25 protein-coding genes are annotated in these 23,982 nt (G+C 63.7%); 20 read left to right on the forward strand and 5 right to left on the reverse strand.

Translation table 11 applies throughout. From position 1 onward, the window contains the following. Positions 1-349: 349 nt before the first annotated feature. A complete protein-coding gene (locus tag RT028_RS09840; RefSeq protein WP_312934532.1) occupies positions 350-1,936 on the forward strand; it encodes an ABC transporter substrate-binding protein in 1,587 nt (528 codons plus the stop codon). Positions 1,937-1,939: 3 nt separating this feature from the next. Here RT028_RS09840 and radC read toward each other — a convergent pair whose 3' ends face one another. After that, on the reverse strand, positions 1,940-2,623 hold the full coding sequence (radC, locus tag RT028_RS09845) for a RadC family protein (protein ID WP_312934533.1): 684 nt from the start codon (positions 2,621-2,623) through the stop codon (positions 1,940-1,942). A gap of 125 nt (positions 2,624-2,748) precedes the next feature. Between radC and coaBC the strand changes: the two genes are divergently transcribed. The 7 genes from coaBC to RT028_RS09880 all read left to right on the forward strand — a co-directional run bounded on the left by coaBC (position 2,749) and on the right by RT028_RS09880 (position 8,751). Then, on the forward strand, positions 2,749-3,960 hold the full coding sequence (coaBC, locus tag RT028_RS09850) for a bifunctional phosphopantothenoylcysteine decarboxylase/phosphopantothenate--cysteine ligase CoaBC (protein ID WP_312934573.1): 1,212 nt from the start codon (positions 2,749-2,751) through the stop codon (positions 3,958-3,960). Positions 3,961-3,965: 5 nt separating this feature from the next. Next, positions 3,966-4,421: a dUTP diphosphatase gene (dut, locus tag RT028_RS09855; protein ID WP_312934534.1), complete on the forward strand. Its 456-nt coding sequence runs from the start codon at positions 3,966-3,968 to the stop codon at positions 4,419-4,421. Between the two features lie 96 nt (positions 4,422-4,517). Continuing rightward, the gene (locus RT028_RS09860; protein ID WP_312934535.1) at positions 4,518-5,915 is read left to right on the forward strand and encodes a phosphomannomutase/phosphoglucomutase; all 1,398 of its coding nucleotides are present in this window, start codon (positions 4,518-4,520) and stop codon (positions 5,913-5,915) included. 30 nt (positions 5,916-5,945) lie between these two features. Then, positions 5,946-6,860, forward strand: coding sequence for an acetylglutamate kinase (gene argB, locus RT028_RS09865; RefSeq protein WP_312934536.1), 915 nt, complete (start codon positions 5,946-5,948; stop codon positions 6,858-6,860). Positions 6,861-7,015: 155 nt separating this feature from the next. Further along, positions 7,016-7,696 carry a CsgG/HfaB family protein gene (locus RT028_RS09870; protein WP_312934537.1) on the forward strand — a complete coding sequence of 227 codons (681 nt, stop codon included), beginning with the start codon at positions 7,016-7,018 and terminating at the stop codon, positions 7,694-7,696. 30 nt (positions 7,697-7,726) lie between these two features. Further along, positions 7,727-8,095, forward strand: coding sequence for a DUF4810 domain-containing protein (locus RT028_RS09875; protein WP_312934538.1), 369 nt, complete (start codon positions 7,727-7,729; stop codon positions 8,093-8,095). Continuing rightward, the gene (locus RT028_RS09880; protein WP_409567222.1) at positions 8,092-8,751 is read left to right on the forward strand and encodes a DUF799 domain-containing protein; all 660 of its coding nucleotides are present in this window, start codon (positions 8,092-8,094) and stop codon (positions 8,749-8,751) included. The genes RT028_RS09875 and RT028_RS09880 overlap by 4 nt, the downstream gene beginning before the upstream one ends. 215 nt (positions 8,752-8,966) lie before the next feature. On the opposite strand, the gene pyrE is transcribed toward RT028_RS09880, so the two are convergent. Then, positions 8,967-9,608 carry an orotate phosphoribosyltransferase gene (gene pyrE, locus RT028_RS09885; protein ID WP_312934539.1) on the reverse strand — a complete coding sequence of 214 codons (642 nt, stop codon included), beginning with the start codon at positions 9,606-9,608 and terminating at the stop codon, positions 8,967-8,969. 80 nt (positions 9,609-9,688) lie between these two features. Here pyrE and RT028_RS09890 point away from each other — a divergent pair, with 80 nt between their 5' ends. Beyond that, the gene (locus tag RT028_RS09890) at positions 9,689-10,468 is read left to right on the forward strand and encodes an exodeoxyribonuclease III (protein WP_312934540.1); all 780 of its coding nucleotides are present in this window, start codon (positions 9,689-9,691) and stop codon (positions 10,466-10,468) included. Between the two features lie 64 nt (positions 10,469-10,532). Here RT028_RS09890 and rph read toward each other — a convergent pair whose 3' ends face one another. Further along, positions 10,533-11,255, reverse strand: a complete 723-nt coding sequence (gene rph, locus RT028_RS09895; protein WP_312934541.1) for a ribonuclease PH — start codon at positions 11,253-11,255, stop codon at positions 10,533-10,535. A 234-nt stretch (positions 11,256-11,489) separates the two neighbouring features. On the opposite strand from rph, the gene RT028_RS09900 reads away from it, so the two are divergent. Both RT028_RS09900 and gmk read left to right on the forward strand, forming a co-directional pair. Further along, positions 11,490-12,353, forward strand: a complete 864-nt coding sequence (locus tag RT028_RS09900; RefSeq protein ID WP_312934542.1) for a YicC/YloC family endoribonuclease — start codon at positions 11,490-11,492, stop codon at positions 12,351-12,353. Between the two features lie 13 nt (positions 12,354-12,366). Next, on the forward strand, positions 12,367-12,996 hold the full coding sequence (gene gmk, locus RT028_RS09905; protein ID WP_312934543.1) for a guanylate kinase: 630 nt from the start codon (positions 12,367-12,369) through the stop codon (positions 12,994-12,996). Positions 12,997-13,029: 33 nt separating this feature from the next. Here the strand turns inward: gmk and RT028_RS09910 are convergent, their stop codons facing one another. Beyond that, entirely contained in the window at positions 13,030-14,565 is a 1,536-nt protein-coding gene (locus RT028_RS09910) for an APC family permease (protein ID WP_312934544.1), read from the reverse strand. 519 nt (positions 14,566-15,084) lie between these two features. On the opposite strand from RT028_RS09910, the gene RT028_RS09915 reads away from it, so the two are divergent. The 5 genes from RT028_RS09915 (at position 15,085) to RT028_RS09935 (ending at position 19,769) form a co-directional block, all read left to right on the forward strand. Then, complete coding sequence (locus tag RT028_RS09915; protein WP_312934545.1) at positions 15,085-15,972, forward strand: LysR family transcriptional regulator; 888 nt, start codon at positions 15,085-15,087, stop codon at positions 15,970-15,972. A gap of 192 nt (positions 15,973-16,164) precedes the next feature. Next, positions 16,165-16,428: a DNA-directed RNA polymerase subunit omega gene (rpoZ, locus tag RT028_RS09920; RefSeq protein WP_101322874.1), complete on the forward strand. Its 264-nt coding sequence runs from the start codon at positions 16,165-16,167 to the stop codon at positions 16,426-16,428. 43 nt (positions 16,429-16,471) lie between these two features. Beyond that, a complete protein-coding gene (spoT, locus tag RT028_RS09925; protein ID WP_312934546.1) occupies positions 16,472-18,580 on the forward strand; it encodes a bifunctional GTP diphosphokinase/guanosine-3',5'-bis pyrophosphate 3'-pyrophosphohydrolase in 2,109 nt (702 codons plus the stop codon). A gap of 23 nt (positions 18,581-18,603) precedes the next feature. Continuing rightward, positions 18,604-18,984 (forward strand): RidA family protein, encoded by a 381-nt coding sequence (locus RT028_RS09930; RefSeq protein WP_312934547.1) that lies wholly within the window; start codon positions 18,604-18,606, stop codon positions 18,982-18,984. A 56-nt stretch (positions 18,985-19,040) separates the two neighbouring features. Further along, entirely contained in the window at positions 19,041-19,769 is a 729-nt protein-coding gene (locus RT028_RS09935) for a hypothetical protein (RefSeq protein ID WP_312934548.1), read from the forward strand. 21 nt (positions 19,770-19,790) lie between these two features. On the opposite strand, the gene RT028_RS09940 is transcribed toward RT028_RS09935, so the two are convergent. Beyond that, the gene (locus RT028_RS09940; RefSeq protein WP_312934549.1) at positions 19,791-20,642 is read right to left on the reverse strand and encodes an SDR family oxidoreductase; all 852 of its coding nucleotides are present in this window, start codon (positions 20,640-20,642) and stop codon (positions 19,791-19,793) included. Positions 20,643-20,830: 188 nt separating this feature from the next. Here RT028_RS09940 and exbB point away from each other — a divergent pair, with 188 nt between their 5' ends. The 4 genes from exbB (at position 20,831) to RT028_RS09960 (ending at position 23,982) form a co-directional block, all read left to right on the forward strand. After that, entirely contained in the window at positions 20,831-21,805 is a 975-nt protein-coding gene (exbB, locus tag RT028_RS09945) for a tonB-system energizer ExbB (protein ID WP_312934550.1), read from the forward strand. A 3-nt stretch (positions 21,806-21,808) separates the two neighbouring features. After that, positions 21,809-22,237: a TonB system transport protein ExbD gene (exbD, locus tag RT028_RS09950; RefSeq protein ID WP_312934551.1), complete on the forward strand. Its 429-nt coding sequence runs from the start codon at positions 21,809-21,811 to the stop codon at positions 22,235-22,237. Beyond that, complete coding sequence (locus RT028_RS09955) at positions 22,234-22,968, forward strand: TonB family protein (protein ID WP_312934552.1); 735 nt, start codon at positions 22,234-22,236, stop codon at positions 22,966-22,968. The genes exbD and RT028_RS09955 overlap by 4 nt, the downstream gene beginning before the upstream one ends. A 93-nt stretch (positions 22,969-23,061) precedes the next feature. Beyond that, positions 23,062-23,982, forward strand: coding sequence for a hydrogen peroxide-inducible genes activator (locus RT028_RS09960; protein WP_312934553.1), 921 nt, complete (start codon positions 23,062-23,064; stop codon positions 23,980-23,982).

Raw genomic sequence — 23,982 nt, forward strand, 5'->3', positions numbered from 1 at the left:
CTCTAAAACCACATGCCCAACCCGGCATGGGTTGGCCGCTTAATCTCTCAGTCTTGGCGCCAGGCGCCGTATTTCAGGGGTCTTATTCGACCGGACCCGCTTGCGCGGCAGACCGAGCCCCTAGAAAAGAGCGCTGCTTTATACCAGAAAGACTTCAGCACAACAACAGGCTGTGCACCTTGGCACCAGACAATACGGGCGCGAGCGGCACCGGCGCAAGGGCCGACGGCGGCCAAACCGTTCGTCGCCGAATTAATCAAAAACGCTGTGGTCATTTGAAAGCGCCCCCACTAGTGTAGGCCTTTTCCAAGCCGCACCGGCTCCTGCCACTGCTCACCGAGGATTTTCCATGCGTGCCGCCGCGCTTTGCTTCGCGTTTTCTTCACTGTTTGCCGCAGGCATCGCTCAGGCTGCCCCTCTGGTGGTCTGTACCGAGGCAAGCCCAGAAGGCTTCGATGTGGTGCAGTACAACTCACTGACCACCACCAACGCCTCGGCCGATGTGCTGATGAACCGCCTGGTGGAGTTCGATGCCGTGCAAGGCAAGGTGGTCCCCAGCCTGGCGCAGAGCTGGACCCTCTCGCCTGATGGCCTGACGTACGAATTTACCCTGCGCAAAGGCGTGAAATTCCATAGCACGCCGTACTTCAAGCCGACCCGTGAATTGCAGAGCGATGACGTGCTGTTCAGCTTCCAGCGCATGCTCTACCCGGCCCACGCGTGGTTCAAGACCGCACCAGGTGGCTATCCGCATGCTCAATCGCTGCAGTTGGGCAGCCTGATCAAGTCAGTCGAGGCGCCAACCGCCAATACCGTGCGCTTCACGCTGGATCACCCCGATGCCACGTTCCTGGCCACCCTGAGCATGGGCTTTGCCTCGATCTATTCCGCCGAGTATGCCGACAAGCTGATGAAGGCCGGCACACCGGACAAACTCAACAGCCAGCCCATCGGCACCGGCCCGTTCACCTTCCAGCGCTTCCAGAAAGACGCGCTGGTACGCTACCGCGCCAACGCCGACTATTTCGCCGGCAAACCGGCTGTCGACCCGCTGATCTACTCGATCACGCCAGATGCCACGGTGCGCCTGCAAAAGCTCAAGCGCAACGAATGCCAGGTGGACCTCTCGCCCAAGCCGCTGGACATCGCCGAAGCCAAAGACGACAGCGCTCTGCAGGTCGCCAGCACCCCGGCGTTCATGACCGCCTTCGTCGCGATCAACAGCCAGCACCCACCGCTGGACAAGCCCGAGGTGCGCCAGGCCATCAACCTGGCCTTCGACAAGAACGCCTACCTGCAGGCCGTGTTCGAGAACACCGGCACAGCGGCCAATGGCCCGTACCCGCCAACCACCTGGAGCTACGCCAAGAATCTGCCCGGCTACCCCACCAACCTGGACAAGGCCAAGGCGTTGATGACCAAGGCCGGCCTGGCAGAAGGCTTCAGCACCACGATCTGGACCCGCCCCTCCGGCAGCCTGCTTAACCCGAACCCGAGCCTGGGCGCGCAGCTGCTGCAGGCAGACCTGGCCAAGCTTGGCATCAAGGCAGAAATCCGCGTGATCGAATGGGGCGAGCTGATCCGCCGCGCCAAGAAGGGCGAGCATGACCTGCTGTTCATGGGCTGGGCGGGCGACAACGGCGACCCGGACAACTTCCTCACGCCGCAGTTTTCATGCGCGGCCGTGGAGTCGGGCACCAACTTTGCGCGCTTCTGCGACCCGCGCCTGGATCAGTTGATCACCGCAGGCCGCACCACTGCCGATCAGAGCGTGCGTAGCCGCCTGTACCAGCAAGCGCAGACCCTGATCCAGCAGCAGGCGCTGTGGCTGCCCCTGGCCCACCCCACTGCATCCACGTTGCTGCGCAAAGGCGTCGAGGGGTATCAGGTGAGCCCGTTCGGGCGCCTGGACTTCGCCAAGGTCAGCGTCAAATAGCGCTCAGTCGACGGCAAACCAGCCGTGCTCGACCATCGAGAACGGCTCGCCGTCACCAATGATGATGTGATCGAGCACGCGCACATCCACGATGTGCAGGGCAGACTTCAAGGTCAGCGTCAGGCGCAGGTCGTCAGGGCTAGGTTCGGGCAAACCGGATGGATGGTTATGGCACAGGATGACCGCCGCCGCGTTGCGCGCCAGCGAGCGGCGGATGACCTCGCGCGGGTAGACACTGGCGCGGTCGATGGTGCCCTGGAACAGCACGTCAAACGCCAAAGGGCGTAACCGGATGTCGAGAAACAGGCAGGCGAAAACCTCGCTGGCCTCGTGCCGCATCATCGACTTCAGGTACCGCCGCACTTGAGCGGGTGAGGCAAGCGCCGGTTCACGCTGGATGGTTTCGTCCAGATGGCGCCTGCCGACTTCCAGCAGCGCTTGCAACTGCGCGTACCGCGCCGGCCCCAGGCCCAACTCGCCGAGAAACGCGGCCCTGTCGGCCTCCAGCAACTGGCGCAACCCGCCGAAGCGGTTCAGCAGCCCCCGTGCCATGTCGACCACGTTGCAGCCGCGCAGACCGGAGCCCAGCAATACCGCCAGCAATTCTGCGTCCGACAACGCGCCGGCACCTTTCTTGAGCAGCTTTTCTCTCGGCCGCTCTGCCAACGGCCACTCCCTGATATTCATCCTCACTCCTTGTGTGGTACTGCGGCGCATTTGGGCGCTGTGTTAACCTATTTCGTCCCGTAGATGCGACGATCCGCCGCAGGCCGATTCGTCGCCGCATGCTCTCTCTGGAAAAAGGCTTTTCTATGCAGCGGCTGTATCGCAAGCGCATCGTGCTCGGCGTCGGAGGCGGCATTGCCGCCTACAAAAGCGCCGAACTGATTCGCCGGCTCCTGGAACATGGCGCGCAGGTGCGCGTCGTCATGACCCGCGGCGGTGCCGAGTTCATCACCCCGCTCACGCTGCAGGCGCTGTCAGGCCACCCGGTGCACCTCGACTTGCTCGACCCGGCCGCCGAGGCCGCCATGGGCCATATCGAACTGGCCAAATGGGCTGACCTGGTACTGATCGCCCCCGCCACCGCCGACCTCATGGCCCGCCTGGCCCAGGGCATGGCCGACGACCTGCTGACCACCCTGGTGCTGGCCACCGACGCCACCGTGGCCGTCGCCCCGGCGATGAACCAGGCCATGTGGCGTGACCCTGCTACCCAGGCCAACCTCACGCTGCTGCAACAGCGCGGCATCCAGGTGTTCGGCCCCGCGTCCGGCAGCCAGGCCTGTGGTGACGTAGGCCTGGGCCGCATGCTCGAGGCCACGGACCTGGCCTGGTGCGCCGCGGAAAGCTTCAAGCGCCAGTCGTTGACCGGCAAACACGTGTTGATCACGGCAGGCCCCACCCAGGAAAACATCGATCCGGTGCGTTACATCACCAATCATAGCTCCGGGAAGATGGGCTTCGCGCTGGCCGAAGCGGCGGCCGAAGCCGGGGCCAGGGTGACCCTCGTGACCGGCCCGGTCCACCTGCCCACGCCCGATCGGGTCAACCGAATCGACGTGGTCAGCGCGCGAGACATGCTCGCGGCCTGTGAGGCCGCCATGCCCTGCGACCTGCTGATCGCCTCGGCCGCGGTTGCGGACTACCGCCCCGAGGTCATCGCCCCGCAAAAACTCAAGAAAGACCCTACAACCGGTGACGGCATGCTGCTGCAGATGGTGCGCAATCCGGATATCCTTGCCACCCTGGCCGGTCGCAGCGACCGCCCGTTCAGCGTGGGCTTCGCGGCCGAAACCGAACATCTGCTCGACTACGCCACGCGCAAGCTCAAGGACAAGAACCTCGACCTGATCGTCGCCAACGACGTGGCCAATCCCAGTATTGGCTTCAACAGCGAGGAAAACGCCTTGACCGTGATCGACCGCCAGCAACAGCAAACCCTCTTCGCGCAGACCAGCAAGGGCAAGATCGCCCGGCAACTGGTCAGCTTCATCGCCGAACGACTCAATCAGGTTCCCTAAGCCGCATGCACGCTCTCCAAGCCAAGATCCTCGACCCACGCCTGGGTACCGATTTCCCTCTGCCGCACTACGCCACGCCCGGCTCGGCCGGCCTCGACCTGCGCGCCCTGCTCGAGCAGGACACCGTGCTCGAACCCGGCCAGACCGTGCTCATCCCCACGGGCCTGTCGATCCACATCAGCGACCCGTCGCTGGCCGCGCTGGTACTGCCGCGCTCGGGCCTGGGCCACAAGCACGGCATCGTGCTGGGCAACCTGGTCGGGCTGATCGATTCGGACTACCAGGGCGAGCTGATGGTGTCGTGCTGGAACCGTGGCAACACTCCGTTCACGCTGGTCGTCGGCGAGCGCATCGCGCAGCTGGTGCTGGTGCCGGTCGTGCAGGCGCACTTCGAGATCGTCGACAGCTTCGATGCCTCCGAGCGCGGCGAAGGTGGGTTCGGCCACTCCGGCAGCCACTGAGGCCGCCTTGGCGTGAGCGTGCCGCTGGCGAGCGAACCGTTTGACGAAAACGACGTCCAACGCGACCTGCGGCAGACTTCACGACGGACCGGCGAGATGAACGACATGCACCCCACAGCCTCTGCAGTGCCCCGCAGCATCTTCCGCGCCTACGACATCCGCGGCGTGGTCGGCAAGGACCTGTACCCGCAGACCGCCTACTGGATCGGCCGCGCCATTGGCGCGCAAAGCCTGGCCCAGGGTGAGGCGCACGTCGCTGTCGGTCGTGATGGCCGGATTTCCGGGCCCCTGCTGGTGGGCGAACTGATTCGCGGGCTGGTCGAAGCGGGCTGCCAGGTCAGTGACGTCGGCATGCTGCCGACCCCGGCGCTGTACTACGCCGGCCACACCCTGCCCGGCCGCTCGGCGGTCATGCTCACCGGCAGCCACAACCCGCCGGACTACAACGGCTTCAAGGTGGTCATCGCTGGCGACACGCTGGCCGACGAGCAGATCCAGGCCTTGCTCACCCGCTTGCACAGCAACGACCTCAGCCACGGCGACGGCCAGGTGCAGCAGGTCGACATCCTGGCCCGCTACCAGCAGCGCATCGTCAGTGATGTGCAGCTGAAGAAGCCGCTCAAGGTGGTGATCGACTGCGGCAATGGCGTGGGCGGCGTGATCGCCCCGCAACTGCTGGCCGCCCTGGGCTGCGAGGTGATTGCGCTGTTCTGCGAGGTGGACGGCACCTTCCCCAATCACCACCCAGACCCCGGCAAGCCTGAAAACCTGCAGGACCTGATCGCCAAGGTGCGGGAAACCGGCGCCGACCTGGGCCTGGCCCTGGACGGCGATGCCGACCGCGTGGGGGTGGTCACCAACACTGGCACCATCATCTATTCGGACCGCCTGATGATGCTCTTTGCCCAGGACGTGCTGGCCCGTCATCCAGGTGCCGAGATCATCTTCGACGTGAAATGCAGCCGGCGCCTGCCCGCGCTGATCAAGGCCGCGGGCGGTAAACCGCTGATGTGGAAGACCGGCCATTCGTTGATGAAGAAGAAGCTCAAGGAAACCGGCGCACCATTGGCCGGCGAGATGAGTGGGCACCTGTACATTCAGGAACGCTGGTACGGCTTCGACGATGGCCTGTATGTGGCCGCGCGCCTGCTGGAAATCCTCAGCCACAGCGACGTCGATGCCGACACGCTGTTCGCCGCGTTCCCCAATGACATTTCCACACCCGAACTCAACATTGATGTGACCGACGAGGTTAAATTCAGCATCATTGCTGCGCTGCAACGCGACGCCGACTGGGGCGATGCCGAACTCACCACCCTTGACGGTGTGCGGGTCGACTATGCCCGTGGCTGGGGTCTGGTCCGCGCCTCCAACACCACGCCGGTGCTGGTCACGCGCTTCGAGGCCGACGACCACGCGCAGCTGCAACGTATCAAGCGTATCTTCCGTACGCAGTTGCTTCGGGTCGCCCCGGACCTGCAACTGCCGTTCTGACCGACTTTCTGTTCTTGCCTGGAGCCCTGCATGACCCTCGAACGCGATGCCGCTTCCCAAGTCGCCAAGGTACTGTCCGAAGCGCTGCCCTACATCCGCCGCTTTGTCGGCAAGACGCTGGTGATCAAGTACGGCGGCAATGCGATGGAAAGCGAAGAGCTGAAAACCGGCTTTGCCCGTGACATCGTGCTGATGAAGGCGGTGGGCATCAACCCGGTCGTCGTGCACGGCGGCGGCCCGCAGATCGGCGACCTGCTCAAGCGCCTGTCCATCGAGAGCCACTTCGTCGACGGCATGCGCGTCACCGACGCGGCGACCATGGACGTGGTGGAAATGGTCCTGGGTGGCCAGGTCAACAAGGACATCGTCAACCTGATCAACCGGCATGGCGGTAGCGCCATCGGCCTGACCGGCAAAGACGCCGAGCTGATCCGTGCGAAAAAGCTCAAGGTCAGCCGCCAGACTCCGGAAATGACCTCCCCGGAAATCATCGACATCGGCCACGTGGGTGAGGTGGTTGGCGTCAATACCGACCTGCTGAACATGCTGGTCAAAGGCGACTTCATTCCGGTCATCGCCCCGATTGGCGTGGGCGCCGATGGCGAGTCGTACAACATCAACGCTGACCTGGTCGCCGGCAAGGTCGCCGAGGCGCTGCAAGCCGAGAAGCTGATGCTGCTGACCAACATCGCCGGCCTGATGAACAAGCAGGGCGAAGTCCTGACCGGCCTCACCACCGAGCAGGTCAACGAACTGATCGCTGACGGGACCATCTACGGCGGCATGCTGCCGAAGATCAAGTGCGCCCTCGAGGCGGTTCAGGGCGGCGTTACCACCTCGCACATCGTCGATGGCCGCGTGCCCAATGCGGTCTTGCTGGAAATCTTCACCGACAGCGGCGTGGGCACCTTGATCACCAACAAGAAGCCTACGCGGGTTGCATGATTCGTGACCGAGCCCTGGGTGCAACGTGGCGGGACGAGGGTCGGGCGATGCGGTTTTTCAGCGGACCTTGACCGAATCTCGACGCGTTCCACCCAGGCCGTGAGCCCCCGATTCGCTGGGTGCTCTTCTATTTTTATCCCTAATGGAGATACCGCGTGAAATACGCACCACATGGACTCGTGCTGGCAGCCGTGATTGCCGCAGGGTCGCTGTCCGGCTGTGCCACTGAAACGTCCCAGGCCATCGCCGTGCAACAGGTCGAGAGCGTCAACCGCCCCTACAGCGGCGTGCGTGCGCCGATTGCCGTAGGCAAGTTCGACAACCGCTCCAGCTACATGCGCGGCATCTTCTCCGACGGCGTCGACCGCCTCGGCAGCCAGGCCAAGACCATCCTCATCACCCACTTGCAGCAGACCAACCGCTTCAGCGTGCTCGAGCGCGACAACCTGGCGGAAATGCAGCAGGAAGCAGCGTTCAAGGGCCAGGCCCAGCGCGTGCGCGGCGCTGACTATGTGGTGACCGGTGACGTCACCGAATTCGGCCGCAAGGAAGTCGGCGACCACCAGCTGTTCGGCATTCTGGGCCGTGGCAAGACCCAGATCGCCTACGCCAAGGTGGCGTTGAACATCGTCAACATCAGCACCTCCGAAGTGGTGTACTCCACTCAGGGCGCAGGCGAGTACGCACTGTCCAACCGCGAGATCGTCGGCTTTGGCGGCACCGCCAGCTATGACTCCACGCTCAACGGCAAGGTGCTTGACCTGGCCATGCGCGAAGCGGTCAACAAGCTGGTCACGGCCGTAGACAACGGCCAATGGAATCCGCGCGCCCAGTAAGCGGCGCGCCTGACACGGAAGACACATTCGATGAACATCGCCCCCGTGGCCTGGCGCAATGGCGCCGGCCTCGTGCTGGCCAGCGTCTTGCTGGCCGGCTGCAATACGCCAAAACCACTGTACCAGTGGGAAAGCTACCAACCGCAGGTCTACGAATACTTCAACGGCGACTCCAGGCAAGAGCAGGCGCTGGCGCTGGAGCGCGACCTGGAGAAGATCAAGGCCAAGAACGGCGCGGTGCCGCCGGGTTACCACGCGCAACTGGGCCTGTTGTACTCAAGCCTGGGCAAGCATGACCAGATGATTCAGCAGTTCAACGCGGAAAAGGCGCTGTTTCCGGAATCGACGACCTACATGGACTTTCTGTTGAGCAACGCCGGTAAAGGAGTCAAGCCGTGATCAAGCGTCTTTCCCAGTTGATCGTCGGCGCCTGCGTGCTGGCCCTGTTTGCTGGCTGCGCCGAGCGCAAGACCGTCGACTATTCGGCCTACAAGCAAAGCCGGCCCAAATCGATCCTGGTCCTGCCGCCGCTGAACCAGTCGCCGGACGTCAAGGCTACCTACAGCATGCTGTCGCAGGTCACCTACCCCTTGGCCGAGGCCGGCTACTACGTCATGCCCGTTGCGCTGGTGGCTGAAACCTTCAACCAGAACGGCATGAACCAGCCCGAAGACGTTCACGCGCTGCAACCGCGCAAGCTGCATGAAATCTTCGGTGCCGACGCCGGGCTGTATGTCACGGTCAGCGATTACGGCACCCGCTACATGGTGCTCAGCAGCGCGACCATCGTGACGGCCAGTGCCAAGCTGGTCGACCTGAAGACCGGCAGTACGCTGTGGACCGGCAGCGCCACGGCCTCCAGCCAGGAAAACCAGCAAAACCAGGGCGGCTTGATCGGCATGCTGATCGTGGCGGCGGTCAACCAGATCGTCAGCAGTGTGCAGGAAGATGCGGGTTATCCGATTGCCGGCATCACCAGCGCCCGCCTGCTCGCGCCTTACCCCAACGGCGGCCTCCTCTACGGGCCCCGCTCACCGAAGTACGGAACTGACTGACAGGCATGAAAAAGGCGACCTCGAGGGTCTAATGCCAGTCAGTTAAGCCCCTTTTTAGCAATTGGGGCTGCCTTGCAGCCCATCGCGGCTGAAGCCGCTCCCACAGACTGGGCAATCTGTGGGAGCGGCTTCAGCCGCGATGGACCGCGAAGCGGTCCCTTTCACTTAACTGACTGCCACTAACCCCGAGGGTCGCCTTTTTTGTAGCAGCCGGCTCAGATGCCGTACTGCGCGCGGTAGGCCTCGACCGCAGGCAGGTGCTGCTTGAGCTGCGCGTCGTCAGCGAGGAATTCCAGCACCTGGGTCAGCGAAACGATGCTCACCACTGGAATGTTGAAGTCACGCTCCACTTCCTGGATCGCCGACAGCTCGCCATTGCCGCGCTCTTCACGGTTCAGCGCGATCAGCACGCCGGCGGGCTTGGCGCCCTGCGCCGAGATGATCTGCATCACTTCGCGGATGGCCGTACCGGCGGTGATCACGTCATCGATGATCAGCACTTCACCGGCCAGCGGTGCGCCGACCAGGCTGCCGCCTTCGCCGTGGGCCTTGGCTTCCTTGCGGTTGAAACACCAGGGCACATCGAGCTGGTGCTGCTCGGCCAGTGCCACCGCCGTGGCCGCTGCCAGGGGAATCCCTTTGTAGGCCGGCCCGAACAACACGTCGAAGGGAATCTTGCTGTCGACGATGGCCGCTGCATAGCAGCGCCCCAGTTGCGCCAGCGCCGAGCCGCTGTTGAACAGGCCGGCATTGAAGAAATAAGGGCTGGTACGCCCCGATTTCAACGTGAACTCACCGAACCGCAGAACACCACGATCGATGGCAAAACGAATGAAGTCACGCTGATACGGTTGCATGTAAAGTCCCGAATACCACGGATTTAGCTAAATGAGTTGAGCTCGGGTATCATACACGCACGAGATTTATGGGGCCATTTATGCGGATCATCAGTGTGAACGTCAATGGCATTCAGGCGGCGGCCGAGCGTGGTTTGCTCAGCTGGCTTCAGGCCCAGAATGCCGACGTCATCTGCCTGCAAGACACCCGCGCCTCGGCCTATGAACTCGATGACCCAGCTTTTCAGCTCGATGGCTATTTCCTTTATGCCTGTGAAGCAGAAGTGCCCGCCCAAGGTGGCGTGGCGCTCTACTCGCGGATGCAGCCCAAGGCAGTCATCACCGGCCTGGGCATCGAGGCAGCCGACCGCTACGGGCGTTATCTGCAAGCAGATTTCGACAAAGTCAGTATTGCCAGCCTGCTCTTGCCTTCGGGCATGAACGGCGATGAAGACTTGAACCAGAAGTTCAAGTTGATGGACGACTTCGGCAAGTACCTGGATAAACAACGGCGCAAGCGTCGTGAATATATCTATTGCGGCTCGCTGTATGTGGCGCAGCAGAAGCTGGATATCAAGAACTGGCGCGACAGCCAGCAATCGCCGGGTTTCCTGCCACCGGAACGGGCCTGGCTCGATTCGATCGTGGGCGACATGGGCTACGTGGATGCCCTGCGTGAAGTCAGCCGTGAGGGTGACCAGTACAGCTGGTGGCCCAACAACGAACAGGCCGAGATGCTCAACCTGGGCTACCGGTTCGACTACCAGTTGCTCACCCCGGGCCTGCGCCGCTTCGTGCGCAACGCACGCCTGCCGCGTCAGCCGCGCTTCTCGCAGCATGCGCCACTGATCGTGGACTACGACTGGACGCTGACCATCTGAACGGTCACACCAGACACGAAAAAGCCGACAGCGATGTCGGCTTTTTCGTGTCTGGTCCAGGCGGTCAGTCGGCCAGGGCCGCTGTCTGCAAGGCGAAGATCTCGTCCATGCCCTTCTGCGCCAGCGCCAGCATGGCGTTGAAGTCTTCGGGCTGGAACGGCGCGCCTTCGGCGGTGCCCTGAACTTCGATGAAGCCGCCAGCGCTGGTCATGACCACATTGAGGTCGGTCTCGGCCGCCGAGTCTTCGAGGTAGTCGAGGTCCAGGACTGCCTCGCCCTTGTACATGCCCACCGACACCGCAGCGATCATGTGCTTGAGCGGATCGCCGCCCTTGAGGCCGCCACGCTTCTTGATCACACGCAGCGCGTCGACCAGCGCGACCATGGCGCCGGTGATGGACGCGGTGCGGGTGCCGCCGTCGGCCTGGATGACATCGCAATCGACGTACAGCGTGATATCACCCAGCTTGCTCATGTCGAGCGCCGCGCGCAGCGAGCGGCCGATCAGGCGCTGGATTTCCAGGGTGCGGCCGCCCTGCTTGCCACGGCTCGCTTCGCGCTGGTTGCGCTCGCCGGTGGCGCGCGGCAGCATGCCGTATTCGGCGGTCAGCCAGCCTTGGCCCTGGCCCTTGAGGAAGCGCGGTACGCCGTTCTCGACGCTGACGGTGCAGATCACCTTGGTGTCGCCGAACTCGACCAGCACCGAGCCTTCGGCGTGCTTGGTGTAGTTGCGGGTGACGCGGATCGAGCGGAGTTGGTCGGCAGCGCGACCACTTGGACGTTTCATCTGGAGTACCTGTACCGGGTTCAAATCTGCCGACCAGTATAGGGGCCGTGGCCCAGCGAGGACATGCCTAATGTCGTCGCGCCCTGCCGATGCACGGTGCGAGGCACGCTGACACGCCGTCGCCAAGGCCCACGCCCCGGTTGGGCGGCGAAGCCGCACTGCGTTACACTCCCGCGCCTTGCAAGCCGAAAGGCTTCCCCTCGATCAACCCACTCCTCGCGAGGTCGATTCCCCATGGTGCACAGCATGACCGCTTTTGCTCGCGTCGAGCGCGCCGGCAGCCAGGGCACCCTGGCCTGGGAGCTGCGCTCGGTCAACCACCGCTACCTGGAACCGCACCTGCGCCTGCCCGAAGCCCTGCGTGACCTCGAAGGTGCGGTGCGTGAAGGCCTGCGCCAGGGCCTGTCGCGCGGCAAGGTCGAGTGCACCTTGCGCCTGGCCGAAGAGACCAGCGGCAAGCCGTTGCAGGTCGATCGCGAGCGGGCCGCGCAGTTGGTCGCCGCCGCCGAAACGGTCGCCAGCCTGATCAAGCAGCCGGCTGCGCTGAATCCGCTGGAAGTGCTGGCCTGGCCTGGCGTGCTGGTCGCTGACGCCGCCGATCCGCAGGCCCTCAACGCCGAAGCCATGGGCCTGTTCGACGAGGCACTCAAGGAGCTGGTCGCGGGTCGCGTACGCGAAGGCCAGGAGCTGGCCCGGCTGATCATCGACCGGCTCGACGCCATGGCCCAGGAAGTCACCACCCTGCGCGCGCTGGTACCGCAGATGCTGGCTGCCCAGCGGCAGAAAGTGCTGGATCGCTTCCACGACATGCAGGCCGAACTCGATCCACAGCGGCTGGAGCAGGAAATGGTCCTGCTGGCGCAGAAGAGCGATGTCGCCGAAGAGCTCGACCGCCTGGAAACGCACATCACCGAAGTGCGCCGGGTGCTCAAGTCCGGTGGCGCGGCCGGACGGCGCCTGGATTTCCTCATGCAGGAGCTCAACCGCGAAGCCAACACCCTCGGCTCCAAGGCCTTTGACCCGCGCAGCACTCAAGCGGCGGTCAACCTCAAGGTGCTGATCGAACAGATGCGTGAACAAGTACAGAACATCGAGTAAGGCCATTCCCACCATGACCCACAGCAGCGGCACCCTTTATATCGTTTCCGCGCCTTCGGGCGCTGGCAAGACCAGCCTGGTCACAGCCCTCACCGCGCCCGGCACCGGCGACGCCAACATTCGCGTCTCGGTCTCGCACACCACGCGCGCCATGCGCCCGGGCGAGCAGCACGGGGTGAACTATCACTTCGTCGAGCAGCCGCACTTCAAGGCGATGATCGAGCAAGGTGATTTCCTCGAGCATGCCGAGGTCTTCGGCAATTTCTATGGCACCTCGATCAGTGCCTTGCAGCAGACCCTGGATGAAGGCTTCGACCTGATCCTGGAGATCGACTGGCAAGGCGCACAACAGGTGCGCGCATTGATGCCCGAAGCGCGGTCGATCTTCATCCTGCCGCCCAGCTTGCAGGCCCTGCGCCATCGCCTGGATGGCCGCGGCCAGGACAGCGAGGCGATCATCGCCGGGCGCATGGATGAGGCGGTCAGTGAAATGCGCCATTTCAACGAATTCGACTACGTCATCATCAATGACGATTTCCACGTCGCGCTCGCCGAGCTCAAGGCCGTGTTCCTGGCCAATCGCGTGCGGCTGAACAAACAGCAGCAGCGCCATCAGGCGCTGCTCCAGCAATTGATCAACTGACCGGCGCAACCGGGGCTCGACCGAGCCCCCGGTTCAGTCCGGCACGTGCAGGGTGGCTTGCTGACGCAAGGTGGCGCCGAGGAAATAGGCCGGTGCCCGCAGCCGCGACAGCACCATCAGCACGATCCCCAGCAGCGAGATGATCGCGGCGATCACGAAGACCAGCCCCAGCCCGCCCACGTGCGAACCGCTGCCAAAGTCTGGCGAGGCGCTGTCGATGGCGGTGCGCACGAAAATCACCGACAGGATGGCGCCGCCGAGCAACGGGCAAACCCCGCGCATGAAGCAGTGGCGAACGCTGCTGAACAGGCTGTGGCGGAAGTACCAGACGCAGGCGAAGGCCGTGAGCGAATAGTAGAAGCAGATCATCATGCCCAGCGCGGTGATGGTGTCGGCCAACACGTTCTCGCTCAGGCTGCGCATGGTGACGTAGAACACCGCCGCCGCGACGCCGGCGCAGATGGTCGCGTAGCGCGGGGTCTGCGAACGCGGGCAGACGTGCGCAAAGCGCCGTGGCACTGCGCCGTAATAGCCCATGGCGAGCAGGGTGCGCGCGGGCGACACGAAGGTCGACTGCAACGAGGCAGCGGTGCTGGCCAGTACCGCGATCGACATGAGGATGGCCAGCGGCCCCATCACCGGGCCGGCCAGGTGGGCAAACACGTTCTCCTGAATGCGCGGGTTGCCCAGGCCCAGGCCGACCTCGCTGATCCCCGCGAACTGCAAGGTGGCGATGCCGGTGAGCAGGTACAGGCAGAGAATCAGCACGACCGTCCAGGTCGCAGCCTTGCCGGGCACCTCTTCGCTGCCGATGGACTCCTCGCTGACCGTCAGGCACACATCCCAGCCCCAGAAAATGAAGATCGACAGTGACAGGCCAGCGGCAAAGGCCGAGAAGCTTTCGACGCCAAACGGGTTGAACCATGACAACTCGAAGGCCAGGGGCGGCGGCGCGGTGGTTTCGCCGAAAGCCGCAAAGGCAAAGCCGATCAGCACCAGCAGCTGCAACGCGACCAGCCCGTATTGCACCGTCATCGTGGTGCCCATGCCGCGACAGCAAATCCATACCGCCAGGGCGATGAACACGCAACAGGTGCTGATGTTGACCAGCAGGTTGTCCGCCAGCGCCGCCAGACCCTGATGACCGGTGATCTGCGCCAGGAACAGGTAGAAGAAGTCCACCGCCACGCCCGCCAGGTTCGACAGCACGATGGTGGTCGCCACCACCAGGCCCCAGCCGCCAATCCAGCCGATCATCGGACCGAAGGCACGCGCCGACCAGGTAAAGGACGTGCCGCTGTCGGGCTCGGCGGCGTTCAGTTCGCGGTAGCCCAAGGCAACCAGCAACATCGGCAGGAAGCCGACGATGAACACTGCCGGCAGGTGTGCGCCGACTTCACGCACCGTAGGGCCAAGCGCGCCGGTCAGGGTATAGACCGGTGCAATGGTGGAGATGCCCAGCACCACGCTGGCCAGCAAGCCCAGGCGACCCTTGGCCAGCCCTTTCCCTGCAGGGGCCGTGACGGCCGTTGCCGCGGGCGGGCGGTCGGCTTGTGTGTATTCGCTCATGAGTCCCTGCCATTGCAGTGGGTGATGATTTCACAGGCCCGGCCTACAGGCTTGCGCTCACGGATCGGGAGAGTGCGCCGACAGGCGGCAGCGGCTGGCGCACGCATGACGCCTGGCAGAGGCCGGATCAAACGGCACCCGCAGCCGTCAGAGGACGCTGCTTGGGGGCGCCATTGTAATGACGCAACCGAGCCTGTGAAGGCGTGGCGCAGAAAAGAGATGGGACGGGGTTCAGGCAGGCCTGATGGGCAGGCGTGGACAAGGTTTGCCAGGTTGACGCACAGACGCTCGTAGACAAGGGATACACCGTCATGGCCGTACATCCAGCGAATCGCAGCCATGGTGCAGCGTCGTCAAGCCAACGCCGGCAACAGGGGTGAACGCGGGGTGTTGTTATTGTTGATGCCCTTCAAGGGGCGGTGGGCCGGTGGCCCGTACATTGATTCCCGGGTGCGGTTTCACTATAAAATGGCCCCAGCGCAACAGACACTGGCATTTCGGCAAGCAGAGCGTGCATCCATGCAATATCAAATCACCCATGCGGACCTCTCTCTGGTGCTGGCACTAGAGCGCGGTCGCTCGCTGGCCAAGGCCGCAGAACTGCTCAAGGTCGATGTGTCCACGGTGTTTCGGTCCATCCGGCGATTGGAATCGGCCCTTGGCACGGCACTGTTCGTGAAGAGCCGCAAGGGCTACCTGCCCACCGACACCGCGCAGGCACTGGCCGAGCAGGCCGAACGCGCCGAAGTGGCACTGCAGGCTGCACGCATTGCCATGACCAGCGGCGAGCAAGTGGTCAGCGGCACGGTGCGCCTGACCTGCACTGAAGCGGTGCTGCACGGCTTGCTGCTGCCGGCCCTGGCGAGCTTCATGCCCGGCTATCCGGCGCTGTCACTGGAGCTGGGCACATCGAACACGTTCGCCAACCTCAGCCGGCGCGATGCCGACATCGCCCTGCGCCTGACCAACGCGCCGCCCGAGCACCTGGTCGGACGCTGCCTGGGCTCGACCTCCTACGTATTGTGCGGCCGGCCCGAACTGCGCGAGGCGCTTGCGACGGATGTGCGGCAAGTGCCCTGGATCACGCCGGACGACTCGATGCCAGACCACCCCACCGTGGCCTGGCGCAACCAGCAGTATCCCGGTCTGATCCCGCGTTACCAGTGCAGTGGCATGTCCACCGTCGCTCAATTGGTGAGCAGTGGCATGGGCGTGGCCGCCCTGGCCGACTTCACCGTACCGACCTTGCCAGGCGTCGAAGCGTTGAGCGGGCCGCTGCCGGGGTGCGACACGCAACTGTGGCTCCTGACCCGCCCCGACTGCCGCGCACTGCGCTCGGTGCAGACCTTGTTCGAGGAACTGACACCGCGCCTGCGGGCAGCCTTGCAGCACTCATCGGGTCGATAGCCTGGCGGCTTCGGTAAAGCCATTGTGCACAGGCCTGGGTAATGGGTATCTTCGGTACCTGTGGGGCTGCTCGGGAGGCGCCATTTCGCCGCTCGCAAAACAGCGCTTCCCTATTGGCTGGTGATTTTTTAAACTATTCAGTCCGCCCGCCCATCTTGGGCACGCCCACCGTATTTGCTACCGAGGAACACCATGGCCCGCGTAACCGTAGAAGATTGTCTTGAACACGTGGATAACCGCTTTGAGCTGGTCATGCTGTCGACCAAACGTGCTCGCCAGCTGGCCACTGGTGGCAAAGAGCCTCGCGTTGCATGGGAAAACGACAAGCCGACCGTCGTTGCCCTGCGCGAAATCGCTGAAGGCATCATCACCAACGAATTCCTGGCTGCTGAAGAAATCGTCACCGAAGACCCGGTATTCGCCGCCTTCGAAGACGAGTCCAACGAGGCTGTCTGATTGAAGCCAGGTCGACGTCGAACGGTGTGTCAGAGGTGAACCCATGCCGAGCATAGACGCCCTCGCCGATCGTCTGTCGACCTATCTGGGCCCCGAGCAGGTCAACCTGGTCCGGCGCGCCTACTTCTACGCCGAACAAGCCCACGACGGCCAACGCCGTCGCAGCGGCGAGCCCTACGTGACCCACCCGCTCGCGGTGGCGAACATCCTTGCCGACATGCACATGGACCATCAGAGCCTGATGGCCGCCATGCTGCACGACGTGATCGAAGACACCGGTATCGCCAAGGAAGCGCTCAGCCAGCAGTTTGGCGAAACCGTGGCCGAACTGGTCGACGGCGTCAGCAAGCTGACCCAGATGAACTTCGAGACCAAAGCCGAAGCCCAGGCCGAGAACTTCCAGAAAATGGCCATGGCCATGGCCCGCGACATTCGCGTGATCCTGGTCAAGCTGGCTGACCGCCTGCACAACATGCGCACCCTCGAAGTGCTGTCAGGCGAGAAACGCCGGCGCATCGCCAAGGAGACCCTGGAAATCTACGCCCCCATCGCCAATCGGCTGGGCATGCACAATGTGCGCGTGGAATTCGAAGACCTTGGCTTCAAGGCCATGCACCCCATGCGTTCGTCGCTGATCCATCGGGCGGTCAAGAGCGCGCGCGGCAACCGCAAGGAAATCGTCGCCAAGATCGAGCAGTCGCTGGCCAACTGCCTGGCGGCAGACGGTATCGAAGGGGATGTCAGCGGGCGGCAGAAGCACCTCTATGGCATCTACAAGAAGATGCGCGGCAAGCGCCGCGCCTTCGCCGAGATCATGGACGTCTACGCCTTTCGCATCATTGTCGACAAGGTAGACACCTGCTACCGCGTGCTTGGCGCGGTACACAACCTGTACAAACCGTTGCCGGGGCGCTTCAAGGATTACATCGCGATCCCCAAGGCCAACGGCTACCAGTCGCTGCACACCACGCTGTTCGGCATGCATGGCGTGCCCATCGAAATCCAGATCCGCACCCGCGAAATGGAAGAGATGGCCAACAACGGCATCGCCGCCCATTGGCTGTACAAGTCCAATGGTGACGAGCAGGCCAAGGGCAACCATGCGCGTGCGCGGCAGTGGGTCAAGGGTATTCTCGAGCTGCAGCAGCGGGCCGGTAACTCGCTGGAGTTCATCGAGAGCGTGAAGATCGACCTGTTCCCGGACGAGGTCTACGTCTTCACGCCCAAAGGCCGGATCATGGAGCTGCCCAAAGGCTCCACCGCCGTGGACTTCGCGTACGCGGTGCACACCGACGTCGGCAACAGTTGCATTGCCTGCCGCATCAATCGCCGCCTGGCACCGCTGTCCGAGCCGCTGCAAAGCGGTTCCACGGTGGAAATCGTCAGCGCTCCCGGCGCACGACCGAACCCGGCCTGGCTCAACTTCGTGGTCACCGGCAAGGCGCGCACGCACATTCGCCACGCGCTCAAGCAGCAACGCCGCTCCGAGTCGATCAACCTGGGCGAGCGCCTGCTGAATAAAGTGCTGACTGGCTTCGACAGCAGCCTGGAGCACATCGCGCAGGAGCGCATTCAGCCGATCCTCGACGAATACCGCCTGGAACTGGTGGAAGACCTGCTCGAAGACATCGGCCTGGGCAACCGCATGGCCTACGTGGTCGCGCGGCGCCTGCTGTCCACAGAAGGCGAAACGTTGCCGGCACCGGAAGGCCCACTGGCGATCCGCGGCACCGAAGGGCTGGTCCTGAGCTATGCCAAGTGCTGCACGCCGATCCCGGGTGACCCGATCGTCGGCCACCTGTCGGCGGGCAAGGGCATGGTGGTGCACCTGGAAGACTGCCGCAATATCAGCGAAGTCCGCCACAACCCCGAGAAGTGTCTGCAGCTGTCGTGGGCCAAGGATGTCACCGGTGAGTTCAATGTCGAACTGCGGGTCGAGCTTGAACACCAACGCGGCCTGATTGCCCTGCTGGCCAGCAGCGTCAACGCCGCCGACGGCAACATCGAGAAAATCAGCATGGACGAACGCGACGGTCGTGTCAGCGTGGTCCAGTTGGTGGTCAGCGTGCATGATCGCGTGCACCTGGCCCGTGTGATCAAGAAGCTGCGCACCCTCACCGGCGTGGTCCGTATCACCCGCATGCGTGCGTAGTCCGTCAACCGCAAGGAGTCATCATGACCAAGACTGTCATCAACAGCGACAAGGCCCCGGCCGCCATCGGTACCTATTCCCAGGCGATCAAGGCTGGCAACACCGTGTACATGTCAGGCCAGATTCCACTCGACCCGAACACCATGGAGCTGGTCGAAGGCTTCGAAGCCCAGACCGTTCAGGTGTTCGAGAACCTCAAGTGCGTTGCTGAAGCCGCAGGCGGTTCGTTCAAGGACATCGTCAAACTGAACATCTTCCTCACCGACCTCAGCCACTTCGCCACCGTCAACGAAGTGATGGGCCGCTACTTCCAGCAGCCTTACCCTGCTCGCGCCGCCATTGGCGTGGCCGCCCTGCCCAAAGGTGCGCAGGTCGAGATGGACGCCATCCTCGTCATCGAGTGATGCCCAAGGTAACGGGCCTCAGCGCCCGTTACCCCCTCTGCAATAAGGTTCCTACCATGCGTCATGCCCTCTCTCTTGCCCTGGCCGCCCTGCTTCTGAGCGGCTGCGCCAGCCACAAGCCTGAAGACTTCCAAGGCACCTGGATCAACCAGCGCGCCATCGATGCCGCCAGCAAAGGCACCAGCCTGCGCGAAGCCCTTACCCAGTACGGCCCGGTGCTGGAATGGAAAATCGATGTCGCGCAACAGAAAGCCACCTTCAGCAATGGTTTCGAAGCTGCTGATGGCCACCTCGTCGCAGACAAGAACGACTGGCAGGTCACCTACGACGCTGGCCAGAGACAGGCCCTGAGCCTCGATGGCCAGGAGCTTGTACAGGCGTCCGGCCAACTCGGCGACAAACAAGTGTTCGAACGCAGCAAGGCACCCGCCAACACCCCATTGGGCGGCTCGTTCGAGAAGGCCCTCTACCAGGCTTACCTGGGTGGCAACTGGAAGATCGTCGAAGGCCCCGGCCAAGGTGGTTATGCACAGTTCCGCGAAGACGGCACCGTGACCGGCCTGCCTGGCCCGGATCGCTATGCCCTGTGCCTGGCTGGCGACTGCGCCACCATGGGCGGCGAGAACGACAGCATGTGGCTGGAGCGCGAGCAGCGCGGCGCGCCGTGGATCTTCAAGCGTGACGGCAAGACCCTTGAGCTGTTCCAGGCGGTCAACCGCTCGCAGCCGACGGAGATGCCGTTGCTGGCTGCAGGCGCCCGCCGCTGGGTGCTGGAGAAACAATAGGCACACGCCCTCGAGGGTTCTTCAACCCTCGAGAATCGCCGCGTACCCCGCCTTGTAGCTGGGGTACTGCGGCGTCCAGCCCAAGGCGCGGGCCCGGGCATTGCTGCAGCGCTTGTTGCCGCTGCGCCGGACCCGCTGCTCATCGGACCATTGGGTTACGCCCATGTAGTCACGCAGCCAGGCCACCACGTCGGCCAGAGGCGCTGGGTCGTCGTCCACGCCCAGGTAGCACTCGTCCAGCAGCTCGCCCCGGGCATCTTTCTGCAACAGGAACGCCAGCAGCCCCGCTGCGTCGTCGGCATGGATGCGGTTGCCGTACAACGGCGGATCCTGCGCCACGCGATACCCCTGGCGAACCTGATTGAGCAACCATTCCCGGCCTGGGCCATAGATGCCCGTCAAGCGCACCACGCTTGCGCGGATGCCGCTATCGAGCGCCAGGCGCTCGGCCTCCAGCATGATGCGGCCTGAATAGCCCTCGGGTTCGGTGGCGGACGACTCGTCGATCCAGTCACCGTCCTGCTGGGCATAGACGCTGCTGCTGGACACGAACAGCAGCCGACGCGGCCGCTGGCCCTTCTCCGCCAGCCACCCCAGCACGCGGCGCAACCCGTCGACATAAGCCGCCTGATAGCCGGCTTCATCGTGCTGATTGGCCGACACGCAGTAGATCAGGTAGTCGGGCGTACGCTCGGGCCACGCCGCTGGCAGCGCGAGCTGGCCGAGGTCCGCCTGAATGGGTACGACGCCCTGGGGCAGGTGCTGAACCGAACGGCGCAGGCCACTGACGGCCCAGCCTTTGGCCAGCAACTGGCGGGCCAGACGACCGCCGACATCCCCGCACCCTACGAGCATTGCGGATAGATCTGACATCACTCTACTCCCCATAACAAACGCTCAGACTAGACACACCGGATGCCCGTCGGCTAGCCGTTCGACAAAAAGTTAATCCTATTACTTCTGTTAACAAGAATTAATTGCAATAATGCGCGCCTCTCTGTTCTCGGCCTTACACGGGGCCGTGGTGACGTCAATTCTTTTCTTCATCAGGTCCGGCCAGCATGACACCTAATCAACCTTCAGCTTCGCCAACTCCGTCACGCGCCTGGGGCGCCATCGCCGCGCTGATGTTCAGCCTGGTGCTGGCACCTGTCGCTGTCGCTGATGAACCCGTCAACAGCACAGCGCCAGCCGCCGCTGCCGCACCGGCGCCGAGCACGCAGACCCCCGCCGCCAACACACCGGTTGCGCCGGGCGCCACTGCAGGCAACGCTGCCGCGGCCCCTGTCCTGGATGACGAAGCGCAAGAACTGGTCGAAGACACCAGCCTGGGCATGGCCCACGACCTGTCGCCCTGGGGCATGTACAAGAACGCCGACATCGTGGTCAAGATCGTCATGATCGGCCTGGCCATCGCCTCGCTGATCACCTGGACCATCTGGATCGCCAAGGGCTTTGAACTGCTGGGCGCCAAACGTCGCCTGCGCGGTGAAATCACGGCCCTGAAGAAATCTGCCAGCCTCAAGGAAGCCAGTTCGGTTTCCAACAAGGAAGGCACCCTGGCGCACACCCTGGTCCATGACGCGCTGGAAGAGATGCGCCTGTCGGCCAATACCCGCGAGAAAGAAGGCATCAAGGAGCGCGTCAGCTTCCGCCTCGAGCGCCTGGTGGCCGCCAGCGGTCGCAGCATGAGCAGCGGCACCGGCGTGCTCGCCACCATCGGCTCCACCGCACCGTTCGTGGGGCTGTTCGGCACCGTCTGGGGCATCATGAACAGCTTCATCGGCATCGCCAAGACCCAGACCACCAACCTTGCCGTGGTTGCACCGGGCATCGCCGAAGCCTTGCTGGCAACCGCCCTGGGCCTGGTTGCGGCGATTCCGGCCGTGGTCATCTACAACGTCTTCGCCCGCTCCATCGCAGGCTACAAGGCACAGGTTTCCGACGCATCGGCGCAAGTCCTGCTGCTGGTCAGCCGCGACCTCGACCACCAGGGCAGCGATCGCGCTGCCCCGCATATGGTGAAAATGGGGTAAACCATGGGCCTGCATCTGAATGAAGGTGGCGACGACCTCGCCGAGAACCACGAAATCAACGTCACGCCGTTCATCGACGTGATGCTGGTGCTGCTGATCATCTTCATGGTCGCCGCCCCCTTGGCCACCGTCGACGTCAAGGTCGACCTGCCCGCCTCGAGCGCGAAACCTGCGCCCAGGCCGGAGAAACCGGTCTTCGTCAGCGTCAAGGCCGACCAGAAGCTGTATGTCGGCGACGAGGTGGTGCCGGTCAAGGAGCTGCTTGGTCTGATGCTCGATGCGAAGACCAATGGCGACAAGGAAACCACCATCTTCTTCCAGGCCGACAAAGGCGTGGATTACGGTGACCTGATGGAAGTCATGAACACCATGCGTGCGGCTGGCTACCTGAAGGTCGGTCTGGTGGGTCTAGAGACGGCAGCCAAGAAATGACCAAGACAAGGCAAACACTGGCGCGTTACGGCGGCAGCTTGGCCCTTGTGCTCGGCCTTCATGCCGCTGCGGTACTGCTGATGCTCGACTGGTCGGTGCCACAGGTGGTGGAACTGCCGCCTGAAGCGATGGTGGTGGAGCTGGCTCCGCTGCCCGAGCCGGCGCCGCCGCCACCGCCCAAGGCCGTGCCTCCGCCGCCGGCACCCGTGGAGGAGCCGCCGCTGCCGAAGCTGGCCGAAGCGCCGAAGCCGAAAATCGCCGTGGCCAAACCCAAGCCCAAGCCCAAACCGCAGCCACCCAAGCAGCCGGTGAAAAAGCCTGAGCCACCGAAGGACGAGCCGCCGAGCGAAGAAGTGGCCGACACGCCGCCCAGCGTCGAGCCGCCGAAGAAATCGGCAGCCCCGGCGCCAAGCATCGCGTCGAACAGCAATGCGTTGCCGACCTGGCAAAGCGACCTGCTACGGCATCTGGCGAAGTACAAGGACTACCCGGCGAACGCTCGGAGCCGCAACTTGCAGGGCGTGACGCGGATGAGCTTCGTGGTCGATGCCGAAGGCCGCGTGGTGTCGTCGTCGATCGTCTCGGGTTCTGGCAGCGCCATACTCGACCGCGCTACGCTGGACATGCTGCGCCGCGCACAACCGCTGCCCAAGCCGCCTGCCGAGATTCTCAGCGGTGGCAGCATCTCGGTCACCGCGCCGTTTGCATTCACTTTGCAAAAACGGCGCTGAGGCAAGGGTTCTGTCATAAATCGGCAGGTCTGATAACGTGCGTCTATCGATTGCAGCCGCTATGCTGGCCCCGCAACTTCATGGACGCACGTTATGACCCTCACTGAACTCCGCTACATCGTTACCCTCGCCCAGGAACAGCACTTCGGCCATGCAGCCGAGCGTTGCCATGTCAGCCAGCCCACCCTGTCCGTCGGCGTGAAGAAGCTGGAAGACGAGCTTGGCGTACTGATCTTCGAGCGCAGCAAGAGCGCTGTGCGGCTGACCCCGGTCGGTGAGGGCATCGTGGCCCAGGCGCAAAAGGTGCTTGAACAGGCCCAAGGCATTCGCGAACTGGCCCAGGCGGGCAAGAACCAGCTCACCGCCCCGCTCAAGGTCGGCGCCATCTATACGGTCGGCCCCTACCTGTTCCCCCATCTGATCCCGCAGCTGCACCGCGTGGCACCGCAGATGCCGTTGTACATCGAAGAAAACTTCACCCACGTGCTGCGCGACAAGCTGCGCAATGGCGAACTGGACGCGGTGATCATCGCCCTGCCGTTCAACGAGGCCGACGTGCTGACCCTGCCGCTGTACGATGAACCGTTCTGCGCCCTGATGCCCAGCGACCACCCGTGGACCGCACGCAAGACCATCGACGCGTCCCTGCTCAACGACAAGAGCCTCCTGCTGCTCGGTGAAGGCCACTGCTTCCGCGATCAGGTGCTGGAAGCCTGCCCGACCCTGGCCAAGAGCGGCGACTCGCGCCACACCACGGTCGAGTCCAGTTCGCTGGAGACCATCCGCCACATGGTGGCCTCGGGCCTGGGCGTGTCGATCCTGCCGCTCTCGGCTGTGCACAGCCACCACTACGCGCCCGGCATCATCGAAGTGCGCCCGCTTACCGCGCCCGCGCCGTTCCGCACGGTGGCCATCGCCTGGCGCGCCAGCTTCCCGCGGCCCAAGGCGATCGAAATCCTCGCAGACTCCATTCGCTTGTGCTCGGTGGCCAAGCCGACCGAACAACCGGCCTGA

Origin of the sequence: Pseudomonas sp. (assembly GCF_032058845.1) — a bacterium.
In the GTDB taxonomy this organism is placed as follows: domain Bacteria; phylum Pseudomonadota; class Gammaproteobacteria; order Pseudomonadales; family Pseudomonadaceae; genus Aquipseudomonas.

Bases quoted from the DNA above. Each gene is read 5' to 3' on its own strand.
- RT028_RS09840 (WP_312934532.1), top strand. From the start codon at position 350: ATGCGTGCCGCCGCGCTTTGCTTCGCGTTTTCTTCACTGTTTGCCGCA.
- radC (WP_312934533.1), bottom strand. From the start codon at position 2,623: ATGAATATCAGGGAGTGGCCGTTGGCAGAGCGGCCGAGAGAAAAGCTG.
- coaBC (WP_312934573.1), top strand. From the start codon at position 2,749: ATGCAGCGGCTGTATCGCAAGCGCATCGTGCTCGGCGTCGGAGGCGGC.
- dut (WP_312934534.1), top strand. From the start codon at position 3,966: ATGCACGCTCTCCAAGCCAAGATCCTCGACCCACGCCTGGGTACCGAT.
- RT028_RS09860 (WP_312934535.1), top strand. From the start codon at position 4,518: ATGAACGACATGCACCCCACAGCCTCTGCAGTGCCCCGCAGCATCTTC.
- argB (WP_312934536.1), top strand. From the start codon at position 5,946: ATGACCCTCGAACGCGATGCCGCTTCCCAAGTCGCCAAGGTACTGTCC.
- RT028_RS09875 (WP_312934538.1), top strand. From the start codon at position 7,727: ATGAACATCGCCCCCGTGGCCTGGCGCAATGGCGCCGGCCTCGTGCTG.
- pyrE (WP_312934539.1), bottom strand. From the start codon at position 9,608: ATGCAACCGTATCAGCGTGACTTCATTCGTTTTGCCATCGATCGTGGT.
- RT028_RS09890 (WP_312934540.1), top strand. From the start codon at position 9,689: ATGCGGATCATCAGTGTGAACGTCAATGGCATTCAGGCGGCGGCCGAG.
- rph (WP_312934541.1), bottom strand. From the start codon at position 11,255: ATGAAACGTCCAAGTGGTCGCGCTGCCGACCAACTCCGCTCGATCCGC.
- RT028_RS09900 (WP_312934542.1), top strand. From the start codon at position 11,490: ATGGTGCACAGCATGACCGCTTTTGCTCGCGTCGAGCGCGCCGGCAGC.
- gmk (WP_312934543.1), top strand. From the start codon at position 12,367: ATGACCCACAGCAGCGGCACCCTTTATATCGTTTCCGCGCCTTCGGGC.
- RT028_RS09910 (WP_312934544.1), bottom strand. From the start codon at position 14,565: ATGAGCGAATACACACAAGCCGACCGCCCGCCCGCGGCAACGGCCGTC.
- RT028_RS09915 (WP_312934545.1), top strand. From the start codon at position 15,085: ATGCAATATCAAATCACCCATGCGGACCTCTCTCTGGTGCTGGCACTA.
- rpoZ (WP_101322874.1), top strand. From the start codon at position 16,165: ATGGCCCGCGTAACCGTAGAAGATTGTCTTGAACACGTGGATAACCGC.
- spoT (WP_312934546.1), top strand. From the start codon at position 16,472: ATGCCGAGCATAGACGCCCTCGCCGATCGTCTGTCGACCTATCTGGGC.
- RT028_RS09930 (WP_312934547.1), top strand. From the start codon at position 18,604: ATGACCAAGACTGTCATCAACAGCGACAAGGCCCCGGCCGCCATCGGT.
- RT028_RS09935 (WP_312934548.1), top strand. From the start codon at position 19,041: ATGCGTCATGCCCTCTCTCTTGCCCTGGCCGCCCTGCTTCTGAGCGGC.
- RT028_RS09940 (WP_312934549.1), bottom strand. From the start codon at position 20,642: ATGTCAGATCTATCCGCAATGCTCGTAGGGTGCGGGGATGTCGGCGGT.
- exbB (WP_312934550.1), top strand. From the start codon at position 20,831: ATGACACCTAATCAACCTTCAGCTTCGCCAACTCCGTCACGCGCCTGG.
- exbD (WP_312934551.1), top strand. From the start codon at position 21,809: ATGGGCCTGCATCTGAATGAAGGTGGCGACGACCTCGCCGAGAACCAC.
- RT028_RS09955 (WP_312934552.1), top strand. From the start codon at position 22,234: ATGACCAAGACAAGGCAAACACTGGCGCGTTACGGCGGCAGCTTGGCC.
- RT028_RS09960 (WP_312934553.1), top strand. From the start codon at position 23,062: ATGACCCTCACTGAACTCCGCTACATCGTTACCCTCGCCCAGGAACAG.